Below are 15979 nucleotides of genomic sequence, written 5' to 3' on the forward strand. Positions count from 1 at the left end.
TCTCTTCGTTGCGGTGTCGTTCGTCGGATGCGCGGGGCGGCAGGACGTACGAAAGGCGGAAAAGTATTCGATGACGGAGGACTGGGACCAGGCCGTGCTCCATTACGCCCGCGCAGTCGCCCAGAACCCCGGCAACCTCGAGTACCGCATGAAGCTCATGCGGGCGCGCATCAAGGCCGCGCAGGTGCACATCGAGCGCGCGAAGAAATACCATGTGGCGGGACTCTACCCCCAGGCCGCCGAGGAATACCAGCAAACACTGGCCCTCGACCCGACGAGCCAGTTCGCCGCCGACGAGCTTCAGAAAGTCATAGCGATCATGGAGGAGGAGGCCGAGGCGCAGAAGCTCGGCATGAGCTTGGAGGAAATGAAGGAGGCGGCGGCGAAGATTACACCGACGCCGCGCCTTGATCCCCAGGCCAACATTCCCATAAAACTCAAGTTCGCCGACCAGGACCTGAAGGATGTTTTCACCGCTCTCTGCAAGGCGGCGGGCGTCAACGTGCTTTTCGACGCGGCCATCGCAGACAAAAAGATTTCCGTTGATTTGCAGGATGTGACGTTCCTCGAAGCTCTCGACATCCTGAATATCCAGACCAAAACGTTCTACAAAATCATCAACTCCTACACGATCATCATAGCGCCCGACAACCGTCAAAAGCGCCAGGAGTACGACGACCAGGTCATCAAGACGTTTTACCTCTCGAACGCCGAGGCGAAGGGCGTGTTCGGGCTGTTGAGGGGTCTTATTGACGCGCGCAACGTGGCGCAAAACGATGAGCTTAACGCCATCACGATCAAGGACACCCCGGACAAAATCGCCGTCGCCGAGCGCATCATCGGCGCGAACGACAAGGCGAAGGGCGAGGTCGTGATTGACGTGGAGCTTATGGAGGTGAAACGCATGCGCCGGCGGGACATCGGCGTCGAGCTTCCGCAGTCGCTGAATGAAACGTTCGATGCCGTGGACTCGCTTGACGGTGGCGGCTCCAATATCCGGCTCCATGAGCTGGATCTCCTTAAAAAGCAGTACAACTGGGTTGTGGGGATCCCCTCCCTCACCTACAACTTTTTCAAGTCCGTCACGGAAGCCAACACCATCGCCCGTCCCCAGCTCCGGGTCACCGAAGGGGAGAAGGCGAGCATCAACATCGGCGACCAGGTTCCCATTCCCACGACCACCTACAACGTGGCCTCCACGGTGGGTGGAATCGGCGGCGCGCCGATTACGAACTTCACGTACCAGAACGTCGGCGTCCAGATTAGCGTTGAACCCCGCGTTCACCACAATCAGGAGATCACGCTCAAGGTGCAAATCGAGGTTTCTTCCATCACAGGGGAAGTGCAGGCGACCGTGGGCGCCCAGCCCATCATCGGCACCCGCAGCATCGACACCATCATCCGGCTCAAGGACGGGCAGGTGAACATTCTTGCCGGCCTCATCCGCGACGACGAGCGCGATTCCCTCTCAGGTGTGCCGGGCCTCGGCGACACGCCCATTCTGCGGCGGCTGTTTGGAAACACCAGCCGCTCAAAAGAGGAGACCGACATCGTGCTGTCTCTTACGCCGCACATCGTCCGCATGCCGAACATCACGTCGGAGGATCTCGAGGCGCTGTGGATCGGCTCGGGTGACCGCATTCGGCTCATGGAAAAGCCGCCTCCCAGCGTGCTTTTGGGCAAGGGCGAGGGCGGGACGCCTTCCCCGCCCAAGCGGCCGAAGCCCACCGGGGAAGCCGAAGAAAAGGTCGGGCGAGAAGCACCGCAGGCACCGCCGGACGAGGCTCCGGAGGAGCCGCCCGCACCCAAGGAGCCGCCGAGGCCTCCGAGGCCGGCCGTCCTGCGCATCGTGCCCCAAAACGAGGCCATGAAAAAGGGCGAGGAACTTCAAATTAGTATCGTTATCGGAAACGGCGTGGACGTGGCCCATGCGCCCCTGGTGCTTGGCTACAACGCGGAGATTCTCCACGTGCTCGACGTGGTCGAACTCGGGTATCTGCGGCAGGGCGGCGCGCCGATTACGTTCGTGCGCGACATTGATAACGACAAAGGCTCCGCGGTCGTCGGCTATTCACGCCAGGCTCCGCAGGGTGTGAGCGGCGACGGCATGCTCGTGCGCGTGACCCTCAAGAGTGTGGGCGTGGGCGCGTCGCCTCTCTTTCTCACTAGGAGTGAGCTTCGCGATTCACAGAATCAGAGAATTCCGGTTTCGCTCGTGCATGGGCGCATTAGGGTGAGTGAAGGAGAGTAGAATCCGATGGCCAATGACCAAATGACCAAATTCCCAAATGCCTGTCCTGAGCGGAGCCGAAGGGACCGAATGCAACGTATTTGGTCATCCGGTCATCGGGTCATTAGGTCATTTAACTCACGGGGGCTGACACTGGTGGAGCTTGCGGCGACGGTGGCGATCATTCTTATCCTCGCGGCCATTGCCCTTCCGCTTACGCGGGTGGCGCTCCAGCGCAGCAGAGAGGTCGAGCTCCGCCGGGCGCTGCGCACCATCCGCACGGCCATTGACCAGTTCCACGAAGCCGCCATGGGGGGGCTGATCAATCCGCGCGAGATCGGCGACGTCGGCCAGATGAACTATCCCAAGGACTTCGACCAGCTCGTCGAGGGCGTCGACGCCACCGTGGGAGTGGGCAGCAAGCTGAAGTTTTTGCGGCGCGTCCCCATCGACCCGATGATGAAGACGGACGAATGGGGCAAGCGCTCCTATCAGGACGACTTCGATTCGACCCTCTGGGGAAGGGAAAATCTTTACGATGTCTTTACGGAAAGCGACGGCGTGGCGCTCGATGAAACGGAATACAAGGAGTGGTGAGAAAAATGACCGATTTCCGATTACCGGTTACCGATAAGAAAACGACGTTGGATTTAAAAAATCGGCCATTGGCGCGCGGCTTCACGATTCTTGAGCTTCTGGCGGTGGTGTTCATTATCTCGCTGATTGCGGCCATCGCCATTCCGAGATATCAGCGCGCCATCCTCAAGGCGCGCGAGGCGGCGCTCAAGCAAGACCTCCATGTCATGCGGTCCGTAATCGACCAGTACTTCGCCGACAAGAAGAAATACCCCGAAAGCCTCGAAGAGCTGGTGAGGGCGGGCTACCTGCGCTCCGTGCCCGTGGATCCGTTCACGGAGTCGAGCAACACGTGGCAGACGATTCCGGCCGAGTCGAATCCCTTCGGCCCTCCCGAGGAATCTGGAGGAATCTTCGACGTCAAAAGCGGCGCCTCGGGCGTCGGAACGAACAACATTTCCTATGGTGAGTGGTGAGGAAAGGATGATAGTATGATGAAACGCGGAAAGAAAGGACGCAGGACGATAAAGCAAAGGAATTCTACATCCTACCGTCCTACGTCCTACGTCCTGTTTTTGGCCGTAGGGGCTTTCGTGTTTCTCCTTGCCGCGTGTGAGGGCGGTGACCCGACGACCGTCGGGGGTTGCGTCGGGGCGGATCTCGACGCGCCGGTCCTCTCGCAGCCCTCGGACGGGGGCACGGTGGCCTGGGATCCCGGCTTTCAGTGGACTGCCGCCAAGTCGGACAACGAACCGGACATAGACGTTGAAAAACACGTCGTCGAGATCTTCTGGGGGACGGCTTGCTCCGGAACGGTTGAACGCACGAGCGGTGATCTCGGGGCGGAGGCGACCTCGTACAAGCTTGGCGATTTCTTGGATCCGAGCACGACGTACGCTTGGCACGTCGAGGCGACGTTTACGAGCACGACGGACCAAACGACGTGCATTAAGAAGAGCGGATGCCGCATCTTCACGACGACGGCGACGCAATGATTCTCCGGGGCCGGATGAGCCATCGCGGCTTTACCCTCGTGGGGCTTCTCATCCTAATGGCGGTGATGTCCATCGGGCTTCTGGCGGCTGAGCAGGCGTGGAGCACCGTGCGCATGCGCGAGCGCGAGGAGGAGCTCATCTTCCGGGGCGAACAGTACGTGTTGGCCCTCTACTACTACAGCAAAAAGGTAGGCACCTATCCCGTGGAAATGGAGCAACTTACGAAGAAGCCGCACCGGTTCATCCGCCAGCTCTACCCCGACCCAATGGTGGAGGACGGCGAGTGGCACGTCGTCCGCGTGGGGGACCCGAAGTATATGGAGTTCAAGCAGCAGCTCATGGGAAAGGGCCAGGGGAATAAACAGCCGGATCTGCCTAAGGGAAGGACGTTGACGCCGGGCGGCATCGGGAAAGGGTCGTCCGAGCGCACGACGGGCCCCATCTGGGGCGTCGTGTCCCGAAGCGAGGCGGAAGGGTTCCGGAGCTATTACGGCCGACAGAAATACAGCGAGTGGTTCTTTGTGATGGAGAACGTCGCGGTAGAGGAACAAAAGAGGCAGCTTCGGAAGATGAGGCTTCGCAACATGCTGGCGAACGCCCCCCAGCCGCCGCCCCGCGTGCCTTTGGAGCAGCCGCTGGGCCTGGACTCTCTACAGGGGTTCATGTCTGGGGGGCAGACCGGGGGGCAGACGGGGGGGCAGACCGGGGGGCAGTCTAGGGGGCAGTCCGGGGGGTGGCGGTAGCTATAGCGTTGCGCGGCGCTTTCTTAAAGCTCGCAGCGCGGGGGAGGCGCGACCACAAAGAAATCTTCCTTGATTTTAGGCAGGGCGCTCGCTACACTTGGCTCTAACGTTTCGGGCTCGACCTTCGGAGGAAAGAAAGCAATCCATGAGCGAAAACCTAAAGAAGAAAGTCCTGGAGCAGGTAAAGCGCGACAAGGTGCGCCTCGTAGCGCTCCAGTTCGTGGACATAAACGGCATCGTAAAGAGCGTGACGATTCCCATCCACCAGCTCGAAAGCTCCCTGAACCAGGGATCATGGTTCGACGGCTCGTCCATAGAGGGCTTCACTCGCATCTACGAGAGCGACATGTTCCTGATGCCCGACCCCGCGACCTACGCCGTAGTGCCGTGGCTCGGGACCGACGAGGAAAAGGTGGCGCGGCTAATCTGCGACGTTCACAGGCCTAACGGCGACCCGTTCCCCGGAGACCCCCGCTACGTCCTCAAGCGCGCCATGCGGGAAGCCGAGAAGGAGGGGTTCGTCTTCAACACCGGCCCGGAGCTTGAGTTCTTCCTGTTCAAGCAGGAGGGGATAAAGCCCCTTCCGCAGGACCGCGCCGGCTACTTCGACCTCATCACGGACGACGCCTACCACATACGACACAAGATGGTCACCTCGCTCGAGAAATTGGGGCTCACCGTCGAGGCGAGCCACCACGAGGTGGCGCCCGGCCAGCACGAGATCGACTTCGAGTACGCCGACGCCCTCACGACGGCCGACCGCACCGTCACCTTCCGCTACGCCCTCAAGAGCATCGCCCAGGACCACGGCGTCTACTGCACCTTCATGCCGAAGCCCATAACCGGCGTGAACGGGAGCGGCATGCACGTCCACCAGAGCCTTTTCCACAAAAAGAACGGCAAGTCGGCCTTCTTCGACAAAAAGCACGACTACAAGCTGTCCAAGGCGGCGATGCAGTTCATCGCGGGGCAGCTGAAGCACATCCGCGGGATCTGCATCTTCCTCTCGCCGTGCGTCAACTCCTACAAGCGCCTCGTGCCGGGCTACGAGGCGCCCGTCTACATCTGCTGGGGGCAGGTTAACCGCTCGGCGCTCATCCGCATTCCGCGCTACACGCCGGGGCGCGAGCAGGCGACGCGCTGCGAGCTGCGGAGCCCCGACCCCTCGTGCAACCCGTATCTCGCGTTCGCCGCGATGCTCCGCGCCGGGCTCGATGGCATCCGCCGGAAGCTGAAGCTGCCCGCTCCGGTGGAGGAGAACGTCTATGACTTCGACGACAAGAAGCTCGAGGAGATGAGCATCGGAATGCTTCCCCAGACCCTGAACGAGGCGCTGCGCGAGATGCTAAAGAGCGACCTCGCGCGCGACACGATAGGCGAGCACGCGTTCAAGGAGATCGCCCGCTCGGCCCGGGCGCAGTGGAACGACTTCCGCCACCAGGTCACCCCGTGGGAGATCGAGACGTACCTGCCCATTTACTGAACCGCTTCGCACGAAGCGCGCGCATCCTCCTCCATATCCCGCCTCCGCTCCTCGCGGGACGGGAATCCGAGGGCCTTCCCGGGGGAGGAGACGATTGCCCGTTCGTTCGTTTCCTGCTATGCTCTCGCGCGGCGTCTCTTTAAGCTCTTGGATGAACTCGTAGGTGGCTCAAAAAGTGAGGTGAGTTATGAAAGACACTCAGGTAGCAATGAATCCCAACAAAATAGTTCAGTATTTGGGAAAACCGCCGGAAGAATTTACCAAAGAAGACCTGATCAAGTTCGTAGAGGAGAATGAGATTAAGATGGTCAACTTCCGGTATGTAGGAGGAGACGGCAGGTTAAAGACCCTCAATTTTGTAATTACCAGCAAAGCTCAACTGGATCGATTGCTCTCAGCGGGAGAAAGGGTAGACGGCTCCAGTCTATTCTCTTATATCGATGCGGCCTCAAGCGATCTGTACGTTGTCCCCCGCTATAAAACCGCCTATGTTAACCCGTTCGCTGCTATTCCTACGGTAGATATACTTTGCTCTTACTATACAAATGAAGGGGTTCCGCTGCCGAGTTCTCCGGAAAATATTGTTAGAAAGGCTCATGAGGTATTGAAGAATAGCACCGGGTTAAGTTTCGAGGCTATGGGCGAGTTAGAGTATTATGTTTTTTACGACAGACAGCATCTTTATCCGGGCATAGCTCAGAAGGGTTACCAGGAGTCTTCCCCATTTTTTAAATGGGAGAGCTTAAGATGCGAGGCTTTGCAAGCTATCGCACAGGCGGGAGGAAAGATAAAGTACGGTCACTCTGAGGTGGGCTATGTTTGTGGAGGAGACCATGATATGGAGCAGCATGAGATTGAGTTCCTTCCCGTGCCTGTGGAAGATGCGGCTGATCAAATTGTTATCGCCAAATGGATGTTAAGGATGATCGGGTATAAACACGGGGTTACAATCAGCGCTGCTCCCAAGATTTTGGTTGGACATGCCGGCAGCGGCCTTCATGTTCATACGAAATTGGTCAAGGACGGGAAGAATGTGACGATTGAGGGAAGCCGCTTAAGCGACATGGCCAAAAAGACTATTGCAGGCTATTTAAGTCTGTCATCTTCCTTGACCGCCTTTGGTAATACCGTCCCTACTTCTTACTTGAGATTAGTTCCTCATCAGGAAGCGCCAACGAATGTATGCTGGGGTGATAGACACCGGTCTGTATTAGTAAGGGTCCCCTTGGGGTGGTTGGGTGTTAAGAATATGGTGAGAGATGCCAATCCGCAGGAAAAGGGAGAATTTTCGGAGCTCATCGATAGCCAGACGGTGGAATTTCGCTGTCCTGATGGTTCAGCTGACATTTATCTTTTACTATCCGGGCTGGCCGTAGCTGCTCGATACGGATTAGAGATGAAAGGCGCGTTAGAATTGGCTAAGAAACTCTATGTGGACGTGAATATCTTTTCCCCTGAATATAAGGAGGTTCAGGAGAAGCTGCCGCAGTTGCCCACCTCATGTTGGGAATCAGCCGAAAGTCTTCTGAAAGATCGTGAAATATACCAGAGGGACGGGGTCTTTCCTTCGATGGTAGTTGATGGGATAGCGAAGAAGCTTAAGAGTTACGATGATAGGAACTTGAGTGAGAGATTATATGGTAAGGGAGGTGAGATTAAAAAGTTGGTTGATGAACATCTCCACTGTTTGTAATAGATAGAGATCGTTGCCATGCAACCCGATGCTTAATGTTTAATGCCTAATACTATTAAACGTCAAACATTAAGCATTAAACATTTCTTTTGGTGCTTCGCCGTCTGCTGCCTCCTGGGCTGCGGGGGAGGGAAGGAGCAGCCGAGGCCCGCCGACCTCGTTCTTCTCAACGCTACGGTTTACACCCTCTCGGAGAGTTCTCCATGGGCCGAGGCGGTGGCGGTCGCAGGCGGCCGGATCGTGTTCGTCGGAAGCGGACGCGACGCCTCCGCCTGGACGGGCCCCGCCACTCGAACGGTCGACCTCGAGGGCCGGATGGTACTTCCGGCGTTCCACGACTCCCACCTGCATCCCGTGACGAGCGGGATCGAGCTTGCGGAGTGCAGCCTGACCGACCTTGCCTCGCAGGAAGAAGCGCTCGAGGCGATTCGCCGGTACGCGGAAGAAAATCCCGGCCGGCCATGGATAAGAGGAGGGGGCTGGGAAATGACCCTTTTCCCCGGCGGGAACCCGAGCAAGGAGCCCCTGGACGAGGTCGTTCCCGACCGCCCGGTCTGCCTCATGTCGTCCGACGGGCACTCGCTCTGGGTGAACTCGCGCGCCCTGGGGGCGGCCAGCATCGACCGCGACACGCCCGACCCTCCGGCGGGCCGCATCGAGCGTGACCCTTCCTCCGGGGAGCCGACCGGCGCGCTTCACGAAACCGCGATGGAGCTCATGGAAGAGCATCTGCCCGAGTACACGATGGACGACTACCTCGGGGGGCTGCGCCGCGCGTTGGATATGGCCGCCCGCTTTGGGATCACGTCGCTCCAGGAGGCGTCGGCGGACGAAGAAATTCTAGAGGCCTACGCCGAGCTCGACCGCCGCGGGGAGCTGAGCGCGCGCGTCGTCGTGTCGATGACCATAGACCCAGAGGAGTGGCAATCGCAGATTCCTAGGTTCATCGAGTGGCAAGACAAGTACCGCGGGCGGCGGCTTCGCGCCGACGCGGTCAAAATTTTCGTGGACGGCGTGGTCGAGAATTACACGGCCGCCGTCCTCGAGCCCTACGTTGACCGGCCGGGCGACCTCGGAAAACCCACCATGTCGCCCGAGGCCCTCGACCGTATGGTGGCGGCGCTCGACAAGGAAAAATTTCAGATTCACGTCCATGCCATCGGGGACCGCGGCGTCCGGATGACCCTGGACGCCTTCGAGAAGGCGCGCGCCGCGAACGGGAGCCGCGACTCCCGCCACCACATCGTCCACCTCGAGCTTATCCACCCCGACGACGTCCCGCGCTTCAAGCAGCTGGGCGTCGTGGCGAATTTTCAGCCCCTCTGGGCGTACGCCGACGAGTACATTACGGTTCTCACTGAGCCGCTGCTCGGGCCGGAGCGCTCGCAACGTCTCTACCAGATAGGAAGCCTCGTACGGAGCGGTGCAGGCGTGGCCTTCGGGAGCGACTGGTCGGTCTCTTCCATGAACCCGCTTGAGGGGATCGAGGTCGCCGTGACGCGCCGCGACCCGGAGACGGGGCCGGGGTCCGCGTGGCTTCCGGAGGAAATCATCGATCTTCCGACCGCCCTCGCGGCGTACACCATCGAGGGAGCCCGCCTCGGCTTCCAGGAAGAGGAGACCGGCTCCATTGAGGTGGGCAAGGCGGCCGACCTCATCGTCCTCGACCGCAATCTTTTCGAGATCGAACCGCACGAGATCAACGAAACCAGGGTCGTCCTCACGCTCCTCGAAGGCGAGGAGGTTTTTCGCGACCCCGCCTTTACGGAGCTGTGAAAAATACCGCTCTCCCTCGTGAAGGCACGTTTCCCGGCCGCCGTTTCCATGGCATCATAACGACGTGAGCCAGGCTCAGGTTGGCGGAACCGACGGAAAATCCAGGCCGCAGCGCCGGTTCCTGGCGCTGTTTTTCGGCTTCGTGCTTGCGGCCCTGCTCCTGGGGCTGTTTTTCTGGCGGACCGACTGGGAGGGGTTCCGGTCGGCGTTCCTGAAGGCGCGGGTGGGGTACCTCGCGGCGGCGTTTTCAGTGGTGTTCATGTCCTTCTGGCTGCGCGCGGTGCGCTGGGGCTATCTTCTGGTGCCCCTCGGGCGCACCGCCCTTTGGAGCCGCCTTCGCACCTTCATGGAGGGCTACACCGTGACCAACCTTCTGCCCGGCCGCGTGGGCGAGGTGGTGCGTCCTTGGCTTTTGAGCCGCGACGAGCCGCACGTGCCCTTTTCCTCGGCGCTTGCGACCGTCGTCATCGAGCGGATCCTCGACATGCTCACGGTGACGGCGTTTCTGGGGGTTTATCTTGCGCTCTACGCCAAAGGGGTCGAGGATGAAGCGTTTCGATACACTCTGCGGACGGGGGCCATAGCGGCCTTGGCCAGCGTCGTCGCGGGCCTGGGGGTGCTTGGCTACGCTTTCTTTCGGCGCGAGGCCGCCGCACGGGCCATGGAAAAGCTTTTCCGTTTTTTTCCCGAGCGCGTGCGCACGCGCCTCGACGCGCCGCTTCACCGCTTCCTCGACGGCCTCGCCGTGTTCGGGCGACGCAAGCTTTTTGCGCCGCTCCTTTTCGGCTCGGCCGCCATGTGGCTCGTGATCGCCCTCTACACATGGCTCGCGCTCCTATCGGTGGGCGTGAATACCGGCTTTTCGAGCATGCTTCTTCTCATCCCCGTAAGCGCCATCGGTATTATGCTTCCCACGCCCGGGGGCGTCGGCGGCTACCACGCCGCCGCCCAGGTGGTTCTCGTGGACGTCTGCGGCGTCGCGTCGGGCGAGGCGGCCGCCGGTATCCTTCTTGCCCACGGCATAAGCTACTTGCCGCTCAGCGTATGGGGAGTGATCCTTCTCTCGAAGCGCGGCATGGGCTGGCGCGTGCTTTCGCCGGAAGTGGAAGCGTAGGGGCCGACGGGAGCTTTTCCTTACGCCTACGCCCGCGGCGCGGTGGCAAAGACCGGAAAGCGCCGCTCGGCGAGAGCCAGGGCACCGAACATGACGGCCGTGTAGAAGAGGTCGCCCGCGAGCGTGGGGCCGAAGAAGGGGATCGCCGCCGCGTAGCAGGCCGCAAGCCCCGCGGGCGTCGCCGCGTACATGCCGCTCGTCAGCCACACGGAAAAGTTCGTGGTGAGGTAGAAGAGCGTCGAGGACGCAAGCGCCGCGCCCACCACGGGAAGCGGTGCCGTCTTCCTCTTCCGGAGGAGGAGTCCGAGGCAGACGACCAGGGCAAAGGTTCCGTACACGGCGGGCATGCCGGAGTGAAATCCCCACCCGAACAGAAGCTCTAGCGCGGCGTCGCTCAGGAGCATAGCCGCGAGCGGCACGGCGAACGCCCACCGCTTGCGGTCGAAATAAGCTCCCCCGAAAAGCGCCATCGCCGCCACCGGCGCGAAATTGGGCGGGTGCGGCACGATGCGAAGCACCGCCGCGGCGGCCACCATGCCCAGCATCAGCCAGAAGCGGGGTTTTCCGTTCTCAGCCATGGTGTTCGCCATTATAACAAATGCGGCGCGCGCGGGCGTTGAGAAAAAAGCTACGAAGCATCTTTTTTGTGCCACTCCGCTCGAACACCGAGTGAGATGCGGCGCGGCAACGCCGGCGTGAAGAACGCCTGGCCGCCGGCCGTGATGCCGCGCGTGGCGTAGGTGCGGTCGAGCGCGTTGTGGACGTCCGCGAAGACGCTCCACGGGCCGCGCCCGAACCGGAGCCCCGCGCTCAGGAGGTTGTAGGAGGAAAGTTTTGGCCCCGCGTTTTGGTGGTCGCTCGTCGCGAACTGCCCGCTCACGTACACGTTGCGCGCGTAGAGGCTCCAGTGCTCGGAGACGGTCACGTCCAGGCCGGCGAGGATCTTGTGTTCGGGAATTTGCGGCAGGCGCTTTCCGGGCTCCACGCCCCCGCCTCCGAAGGACGTCTGGAAGGCCGAATCGAACTCGGCGTCGACGAAGGCGTAGGCGAGTTGCGCCCGGACGCGCTTCCACGCCCCATGCACGCCGGCCTCCACCCCGCGCCGGCGGGTTCTCGCGGCGTTCTCGTTTTGCCCTTTGAACATGGCGGGGTCGGTGACGACGAAGAAAATCTCGTTCTGGACCACGACGGAGAAAAGGTTGAGCGAGGTCTCTACGTGCGTGCCCCAACGCTCGCTCCATCCCGCTTCCATGCCGCGGGAGCGCGCGGGCGCGAGGTTCTCGTTCGAGCCGAACGAGGGGAACGCGAACATCTGCTGCACCGAGGGCACGCGGAAGGCCCTGGAATAATTTACGAAGAGGCTGCGCCGAGGCTTCGGGTGCCAGCGCACGCCGAAGTGGGGCGAAAGGCGGTCGAAGCTTTTCCGCTTGGAGAACGAGCGGGGTGCACCTCCGGAAACCTCGTCGCGCCGGAAGTCGAATCCGACGTAATCCCCCCGCAGCCCCGAGCGCAGCGTCCACGCGTCGCGCCAGGTAATTACCTGTTCGGCGAAGAACCCCAGGGCCTCCTGCGTCGTGCGGGTTTCCGAGTCGAAGGCCAGCGCGTCGTCGGCGCAAAAATTTCCGAAGTTGGAAAACGCCGTGTCCTTGAAGCGGTCGCTCGCGGCGTCTGCGCCCGCGATCCACGCTGCGCGGGCGCGCCGGAATTTTTTCGAGAATGTGGCCTGGGAGACCAGGGACACGAGGTCCGCCGACTCGACGGGCCGGAACCGGCAGGGGCTTCGCCCCGTCGTGAGGGAGTCCGAGTCGAGCCGCCGCCAGGACAGCACCGAGATCGAGGAATGTTCTGCCCCTTCCCACCGGTGGGTGAGATCCGTGCGGTGCTCCAGGCGCTCGGTGAAGTCGAGCCGGTTGAAGGGACTCTGGGTCGGGTCCGCGTCCCACTCGCTTCGAAGAAGCGCGCCCGGCTGGCGGTAGTGGCCGTCGCCGCGGCGGTGGCCGAGCGTGAGCGTGTGGCCTCCCCGCCGGTAGCCCGCGCGGGCGAGGGCGCGCGTGGCGCGGTGGCCGCTGTTTTGCCGCCAGCCGTCCGAGAGCGAGCGGCTCGCCGAAGCGTTCGCAAACCAGCGCTCGCCACCCCACGCGGAGTGGGCGCGGTAGCGGTCCGTGTCGAACGCCCCTTGAGAAAACTCCACAGAGCCGCGCTTTTCTCCGGGGGCCCCCGTCCTGGTGAGGATGAACACGGCGCCGCCCAGGGCGCCGCTTCCGTACAGGCCCGAGGCGGGGCCCCGGATTATCTCGATGCGCTCGACGAAGGCGGGATCGAGCAATTCCCAGTTCATGGCGCCTAGGCGCGGCTCGTTGAAGCGCACGCCGTCCACGTACACGCTCATTCCGGGGGTGCCGCCCTCGGAGTTGAACCCCCGGATGTCCACGGTGGACTGCACGCCGTTTCCGACCTCGTCGAACACGGTGAGCTCTGGGAGAAAGGTGAAGAATTCGGCGAGCGTGCGCGCACCCGAGTTGCGGATGTCCTCCTCCGTATAGACGGTCACGTGCGCGGCGAGCCGCTCCTTGCGGACGCCCCGGTCGCGTACGCGCTCTCCGGTCACGACGACGACCTCGGGCTCGCCCGGGGCGGCGGGCGATTCGCCTTCTCCCGCGAGGGCGGGCCACGCCGCGAGCGCGGCCAGCCCCGATGCGAGCGGAATAAACCTGCCGCGGCGGGTAAACGTTTTCGTAAGGCGTGCGGACGTCTTCATGCTCGTGCTCCTTTGTGCCCCGACCAAAGTCGGGACGGTTTTTCGAAAGGAGCCCCGTTCCGTGGGGCGAAGCTTTTCCGCCGCAGGGCGGGCCCCGCCGGGGCGCGCCCTCCAAAAAAAACCCCCGATGACCTTCAGAGCCGTCATCGGGGTTGAAATGTCCTATCGGTGCGACGCTGTGACGGCAGCCGGGCTGCGTCGCCTGTTCTCGCAGGCCCCCCCGACACGGTGGCGCATCGGGGCGCGTCGCGCCGCAGGCAGGTTTCCTGGCTTGCGCATCAACCTCCGCCCGGGCCTTCCCATTCCCGGCACGATGGGTGTCCGGGACCAGTGGCCGCCCCGGCTCCGTCCCGTCTGAAGGACGCAGTCAGGGCTTCCGGGCTTCGTCCGCGCTCACAGTGGCGGAACCGCCCCCGAATTGGAGCCTGCGCGGCGTCCGGAGGACGCGTCGAGGCCCCGCACGGGGTTCCCTTTTCAACCCCGGCTTTTCTCAGTCGGGGTCACCTACGTAACGGGAGACACTATCACGGGGATTTCGAAGATGCAAGCCAGCTTCCCCGTGTTGGCGGGGTGCGCTAATCCAGTCCCCTGTGCAGGCCGAAGGAGCGGGCGCACTCAACGGCCTCCCGCCACTCCGAGGAGCGGATGGGGCGCGCGAGCTCCCGGTAGCTGTGCGCCTTGTTGGCGGGGCGGTACTGCGCCATCACGTTGACGTACGTGTGGGGGGAGATTTCCTCGGCCAGAAACCGCATCACCGCTTCCGTCCCGGTCAGCCCACCGGGCAGGACCAGGTGGCGCACGAGGAGGCCCTTCGCGGCGAGCCCGTTTTCGTCCGTCACCAGGTCGCCGACCTGGCGGTGCATTTCCCTGACCGCCTCCCTGGCCCGGTCCGCGTAGTCCGGCGCGGAGGAGAACTTTTCCGCCGGGGCGTTCTCGGCGTACTTGAAGTCAGGCATGTAAACGTCCACGTAGCCCTCGAGAGCTTTGAGGGTGTCCACGTGGTCGTACCCGCCGGAGTTGTAGACGACCGGGACGCTCAGCCCCCCCCGGCGCGCCAGCACCAGGGCCTCGAGGGCCTGGGGCGCGACGTGGCTCGGGCTCACCCAGTTGATGTTGTGGCAGCCGAGAGCCTCCAGGCGAAGCATCACCGAGGCCAGCTCCTGCGGGCGGAGAATTTCTCCCGCATCGCGCTGGCTGATGTCGAAGTTCTGGCAGAACACGCACGCGAGGTTGCAGCGGGAGAAGAAGATGGTTCCCGACCCGCGCCAGCCGGTCAGGGGGGGCTCTTCGCCGAAGTGGCAGAACGCGCTCGCCACCCGCGCGTAGCGCCCCGTGCGGCAGAATTTCTCCTCGTCCTTCAGGCGGTCCACCCCGCACGCCCTCGGGCACACGCTGCACGCCCGGAGGCGCTCCAGGGCGGCCCGGACCCGCTCGGCGTCGCGGGCGGGGATTTCATCGGAAGGGCTTCTTTCTTCGTCCAATGCTCCTTCTCCAGTTTCATCCCCATGATAGCGCCCGGCGGGGGCGTGCGGAAGAGGGGGGAATCTTTCCCCCCGCAAGAGCGCGGTGTGCCTACTTCCCGCCGCCTGCCTGGTGGGCCATCCTGTAAGCCTCGCGGCGCGGAATTCCGAAAAAATCTGACACCACGCGCGCCGCGTCCCGGCCCGACATCCCGGCCTGAAGGAGGCGCTCCATCAGGGCGGCCGGCGCTTCCTCTGACGCGGTCCGCGCGCCCTTCGGCGCCCCTTCAATGACGAGGGTTATCTCGCCGAGAATTTTTTCCCGGCCCTCAAGAATATCGCGGATGCTCGAGACGGAGCCGCGCAGGATTTCCTCGTGCACCTTCGTGAGTTCGCGCGCCAGGGCCGCCCGCCGGTCCCCCAAAACGGCTTCCACGTCCGATAAAGCCTCTAGAATGCGATGTGGAGATTCGAAACACACGAGTGTTTCCGCCTTCTGTTGAAAACCTGTTAGAAATTTTTTTCGTGCGGCGGCCTTGGAAGGCAGGAAACCCAGGAAAACGAAAGGCTCGGTGGGAAGCCCCGAGGCCTGCAGGGCGCACAGGATGGCGCTTGCTCCGGGAAGGGGCACGACGGGCACGCCCGCCTCGACGGCCTCCTGAACCAGCCGGTAGCCGGGATCGGAGATGCAGGGGGTGCCGGCGTCCGAAACGAGCACGACGCTCTGCCCGCTGCGCAAAAGTTTGAGGAGCTCCCGCGAGCGCCGCTTTTCGGTGTGCTCGTGGTAGGACACAAGGCGCTTGGGATGAATATCGTAGCGGCTCAGGAGCTTGCGCGTGCGCCGCGTGTCCTCGCAGGCCACGACGTCGGCGCTTTTTAGCGCCTCGATCGCGCGAAGCGTCATGTCACCGAGATTTCCGATGGGTGTTGGGACGAGAAAAAGCAAAACTCTGAAGTTTTTTCTAATGGGTGTTGACGTTTATTGCCATGTAAGCTCTTGTCCTATGTAAGAGTACATCGAGATAATTTGAATCTTCCGTGTTTTTAGCACCTCGATCGCGCGAAGCGTCATGTCACCGAGATTTCTGATAGGTGTCGGGACGAGAAAAAGCAAAACTCTGAAGTTTATCCTATATGGGTGTTGACGTTTA

13 protein-coding genes and 1 riboswitch are annotated in these 15979 nt (G+C 62.1%); of the genes, 9 read left to right on the forward strand and 4 right to left on the reverse strand.

Annotated features, from left to right (window positions below):
- Positions 1 to 70: 70 nt before the first annotated feature.
- The 9 genes from JSV08_06200 (at position 71) to JSV08_06240 (ending at position 10610) form a co-directional block, all read left to right on the forward strand.
- On the forward strand, positions 71 to 2251 hold the full coding sequence (locus tag JSV08_06200; protein ID UCF80110.1) for a hypothetical protein: 2181 nt from the start codon (positions 71 to 73) through the stop codon (positions 2249 to 2251).
- 69 nt (positions 2252 to 2320) lie between these two features.
- Complete coding sequence (locus tag JSV08_06205) at positions 2321 to 2827, forward strand: prepilin-type N-terminal cleavage/methylation domain-containing protein (protein UCF80111.1); 507 nt, start codon at positions 2321 to 2323, stop codon at positions 2825 to 2827.
- Positions 2828 to 2832: 5 nt separating this feature from the next.
- Positions 2833 to 3282: a prepilin-type N-terminal cleavage/methylation domain-containing protein gene (locus JSV08_06210; GenBank protein ID UCF80112.1), complete on the forward strand. Its 450-nt coding sequence runs from the start codon at positions 2833 to 2835 to the stop codon at positions 3280 to 3282.
- Positions 3283 to 3297: 15 nt separating this feature from the next.
- Positions 3298 to 3801 carry a hypothetical protein gene (locus JSV08_06215; protein UCF80113.1) on the forward strand — a complete coding sequence of 168 codons (504 nt, stop codon included), beginning with the start codon at positions 3298 to 3300 and terminating at the stop codon, positions 3799 to 3801.
- A complete protein-coding gene (locus JSV08_06220; GenBank protein UCF80114.1) occupies positions 3768 to 4544 on the forward strand; it encodes a type II secretion system protein in 777 nt (258 codons plus the stop codon). The genes JSV08_06215 and JSV08_06220 overlap by 34 nt, the downstream gene beginning before the upstream one ends.
- 145 nt (positions 4545 to 4689) lie before the next feature.
- On the forward strand, positions 4690 to 6027 hold the full coding sequence (locus JSV08_06225; GenBank protein UCF80115.1) for a glutamine synthetase: 1338 nt from the start codon (positions 4690 to 4692) through the stop codon (positions 6025 to 6027).
- Positions 6028 to 6214: 187 nt separating this feature from the next.
- Positions 6215 to 7720, forward strand: coding sequence for a glutamine synthetase (locus tag JSV08_06230; GenBank protein UCF80116.1), 1506 nt, complete (start codon positions 6215 to 6217; stop codon positions 7718 to 7720).
- A gap of 42 nt (positions 7721 to 7762) precedes the next feature.
- A complete protein-coding gene (locus JSV08_06235; GenBank protein ID UCF80117.1) occupies positions 7763 to 9496 on the forward strand; it encodes an amidohydrolase in 1734 nt (577 codons plus the stop codon).
- A gap of 64 nt (positions 9497 to 9560) precedes the next feature.
- Positions 9561 to 10610: a flippase-like domain-containing protein gene (locus JSV08_06240; GenBank protein UCF80118.1), complete on the forward strand. Its 1050-nt coding sequence runs from the start codon at positions 9561 to 9563 to the stop codon at positions 10608 to 10610.
- Positions 10611 to 10636: 26 nt separating this feature from the next.
- Here JSV08_06240 and JSV08_06245 read toward each other — a convergent pair whose 3' ends face one another.
- From JSV08_06245 to rsmI, 4 genes are all read right to left on the reverse strand, one after another.
- Positions 10637 to 11188, reverse strand: coding sequence for a hypothetical protein (locus JSV08_06245; protein ID UCF80119.1), 552 nt, complete (start codon positions 11186 to 11188; stop codon positions 10637 to 10639).
- 50 nt (positions 11189 to 11238) lie between these two features.
- Complete coding sequence (locus JSV08_06250) at positions 11239 to 13368, reverse strand: TonB-dependent receptor (GenBank protein ID UCF80120.1); 2130 nt, start codon at positions 13366 to 13368, stop codon at positions 11239 to 11241.
- Positions 13369 to 13606: 238 nt separating this feature from the next.
- Positions 13607 to 13891: riboswitch (cobalamin riboswitch) on the reverse strand.
- Between the two features lie 52 nt (positions 13892 to 13943).
- Positions 13944 to 14819 (reverse strand): radical SAM protein, encoded by an 876-nt coding sequence (locus tag JSV08_06255; protein UCF81847.1) that lies wholly within the window; start codon positions 14817 to 14819, stop codon positions 13944 to 13946.
- A 121-nt stretch (positions 14820 to 14940) separates the two neighbouring features.
- Positions 14941 to 15732 (reverse strand): 16S rRNA (cytidine(1402)-2'-O)-methyltransferase, encoded by a 792-nt coding sequence (rsmI, locus tag JSV08_06260; protein UCF80121.1) that lies wholly within the window; start codon positions 15730 to 15732, stop codon positions 14941 to 14943.
- Between the last annotated feature and the right edge of the window lie 247 nt (positions 15733 to 15979).

It is taken from the genome of Acidobacteriota bacterium, assembly GCA_020349885.1.
Classification (GTDB): Bacteria; Acidobacteriota.

What these genes read in the sequence shown, in the direction of transcription:
- JSV08_06210 (UCF80112.1), top strand. Translation starts at nt 2,833, where the DNA reads ATGACCGATTTCCGATTACCGGTTACCGATAAGAAAACGACGTTGGAT.
- JSV08_06245 (UCF80119.1), bottom strand. Translation starts at nt 11,188, where the DNA reads ATGGCTGAGAACGGAAAACCCCGCTTCTGGCTGATGCTGGGCATGGTG.
- JSV08_06220 (UCF80114.1), top strand. Translation starts at nt 3,768, where the DNA reads ATGCCGCATCTTCACGACGACGGCGACGCAATGATTCTCCGGGGCCGG.
- JSV08_06225 (UCF80115.1), top strand. Translation starts at nt 4,690, where the DNA reads ATGAGCGAAAACCTAAAGAAGAAAGTCCTGGAGCAGGTAAAGCGCGAC.
- JSV08_06250 (UCF80120.1), bottom strand. Translation starts at nt 13,368, where the DNA reads ATGAAGACGTCCGCACGCCTTACGAAAACGTTTACCCGCCGCGGCAGG.
- JSV08_06230 (UCF80116.1), top strand. Translation starts at nt 6,215, where the DNA reads ATGAAAGACACTCAGGTAGCAATGAATCCCAACAAAATAGTTCAGTAT.
- JSV08_06200 (UCF80110.1), top strand. Translation starts at nt 71, where the DNA reads ATGACGGAGGACTGGGACCAGGCCGTGCTCCATTACGCCCGCGCAGTC.
- JSV08_06235 (UCF80117.1), top strand. Translation starts at nt 7,763, where the DNA reads ATGCCTAATACTATTAAACGTCAAACATTAAGCATTAAACATTTCTTT.
- JSV08_06215 (UCF80113.1), top strand. Translation starts at nt 3,298, where the DNA reads ATGATGAAACGCGGAAAGAAAGGACGCAGGACGATAAAGCAAAGGAAT.
- rsmI (UCF80121.1), bottom strand. Translation starts at nt 15,732, where the DNA reads ATGACGCTTCGCGCGATCGAGGCGCTAAAAAGCGCCGACGTCGTGGCC.
- JSV08_06205 (UCF80111.1), top strand. Translation starts at nt 2,321, where the DNA reads ATGCAACGTATTTGGTCATCCGGTCATCGGGTCATTAGGTCATTTAAC.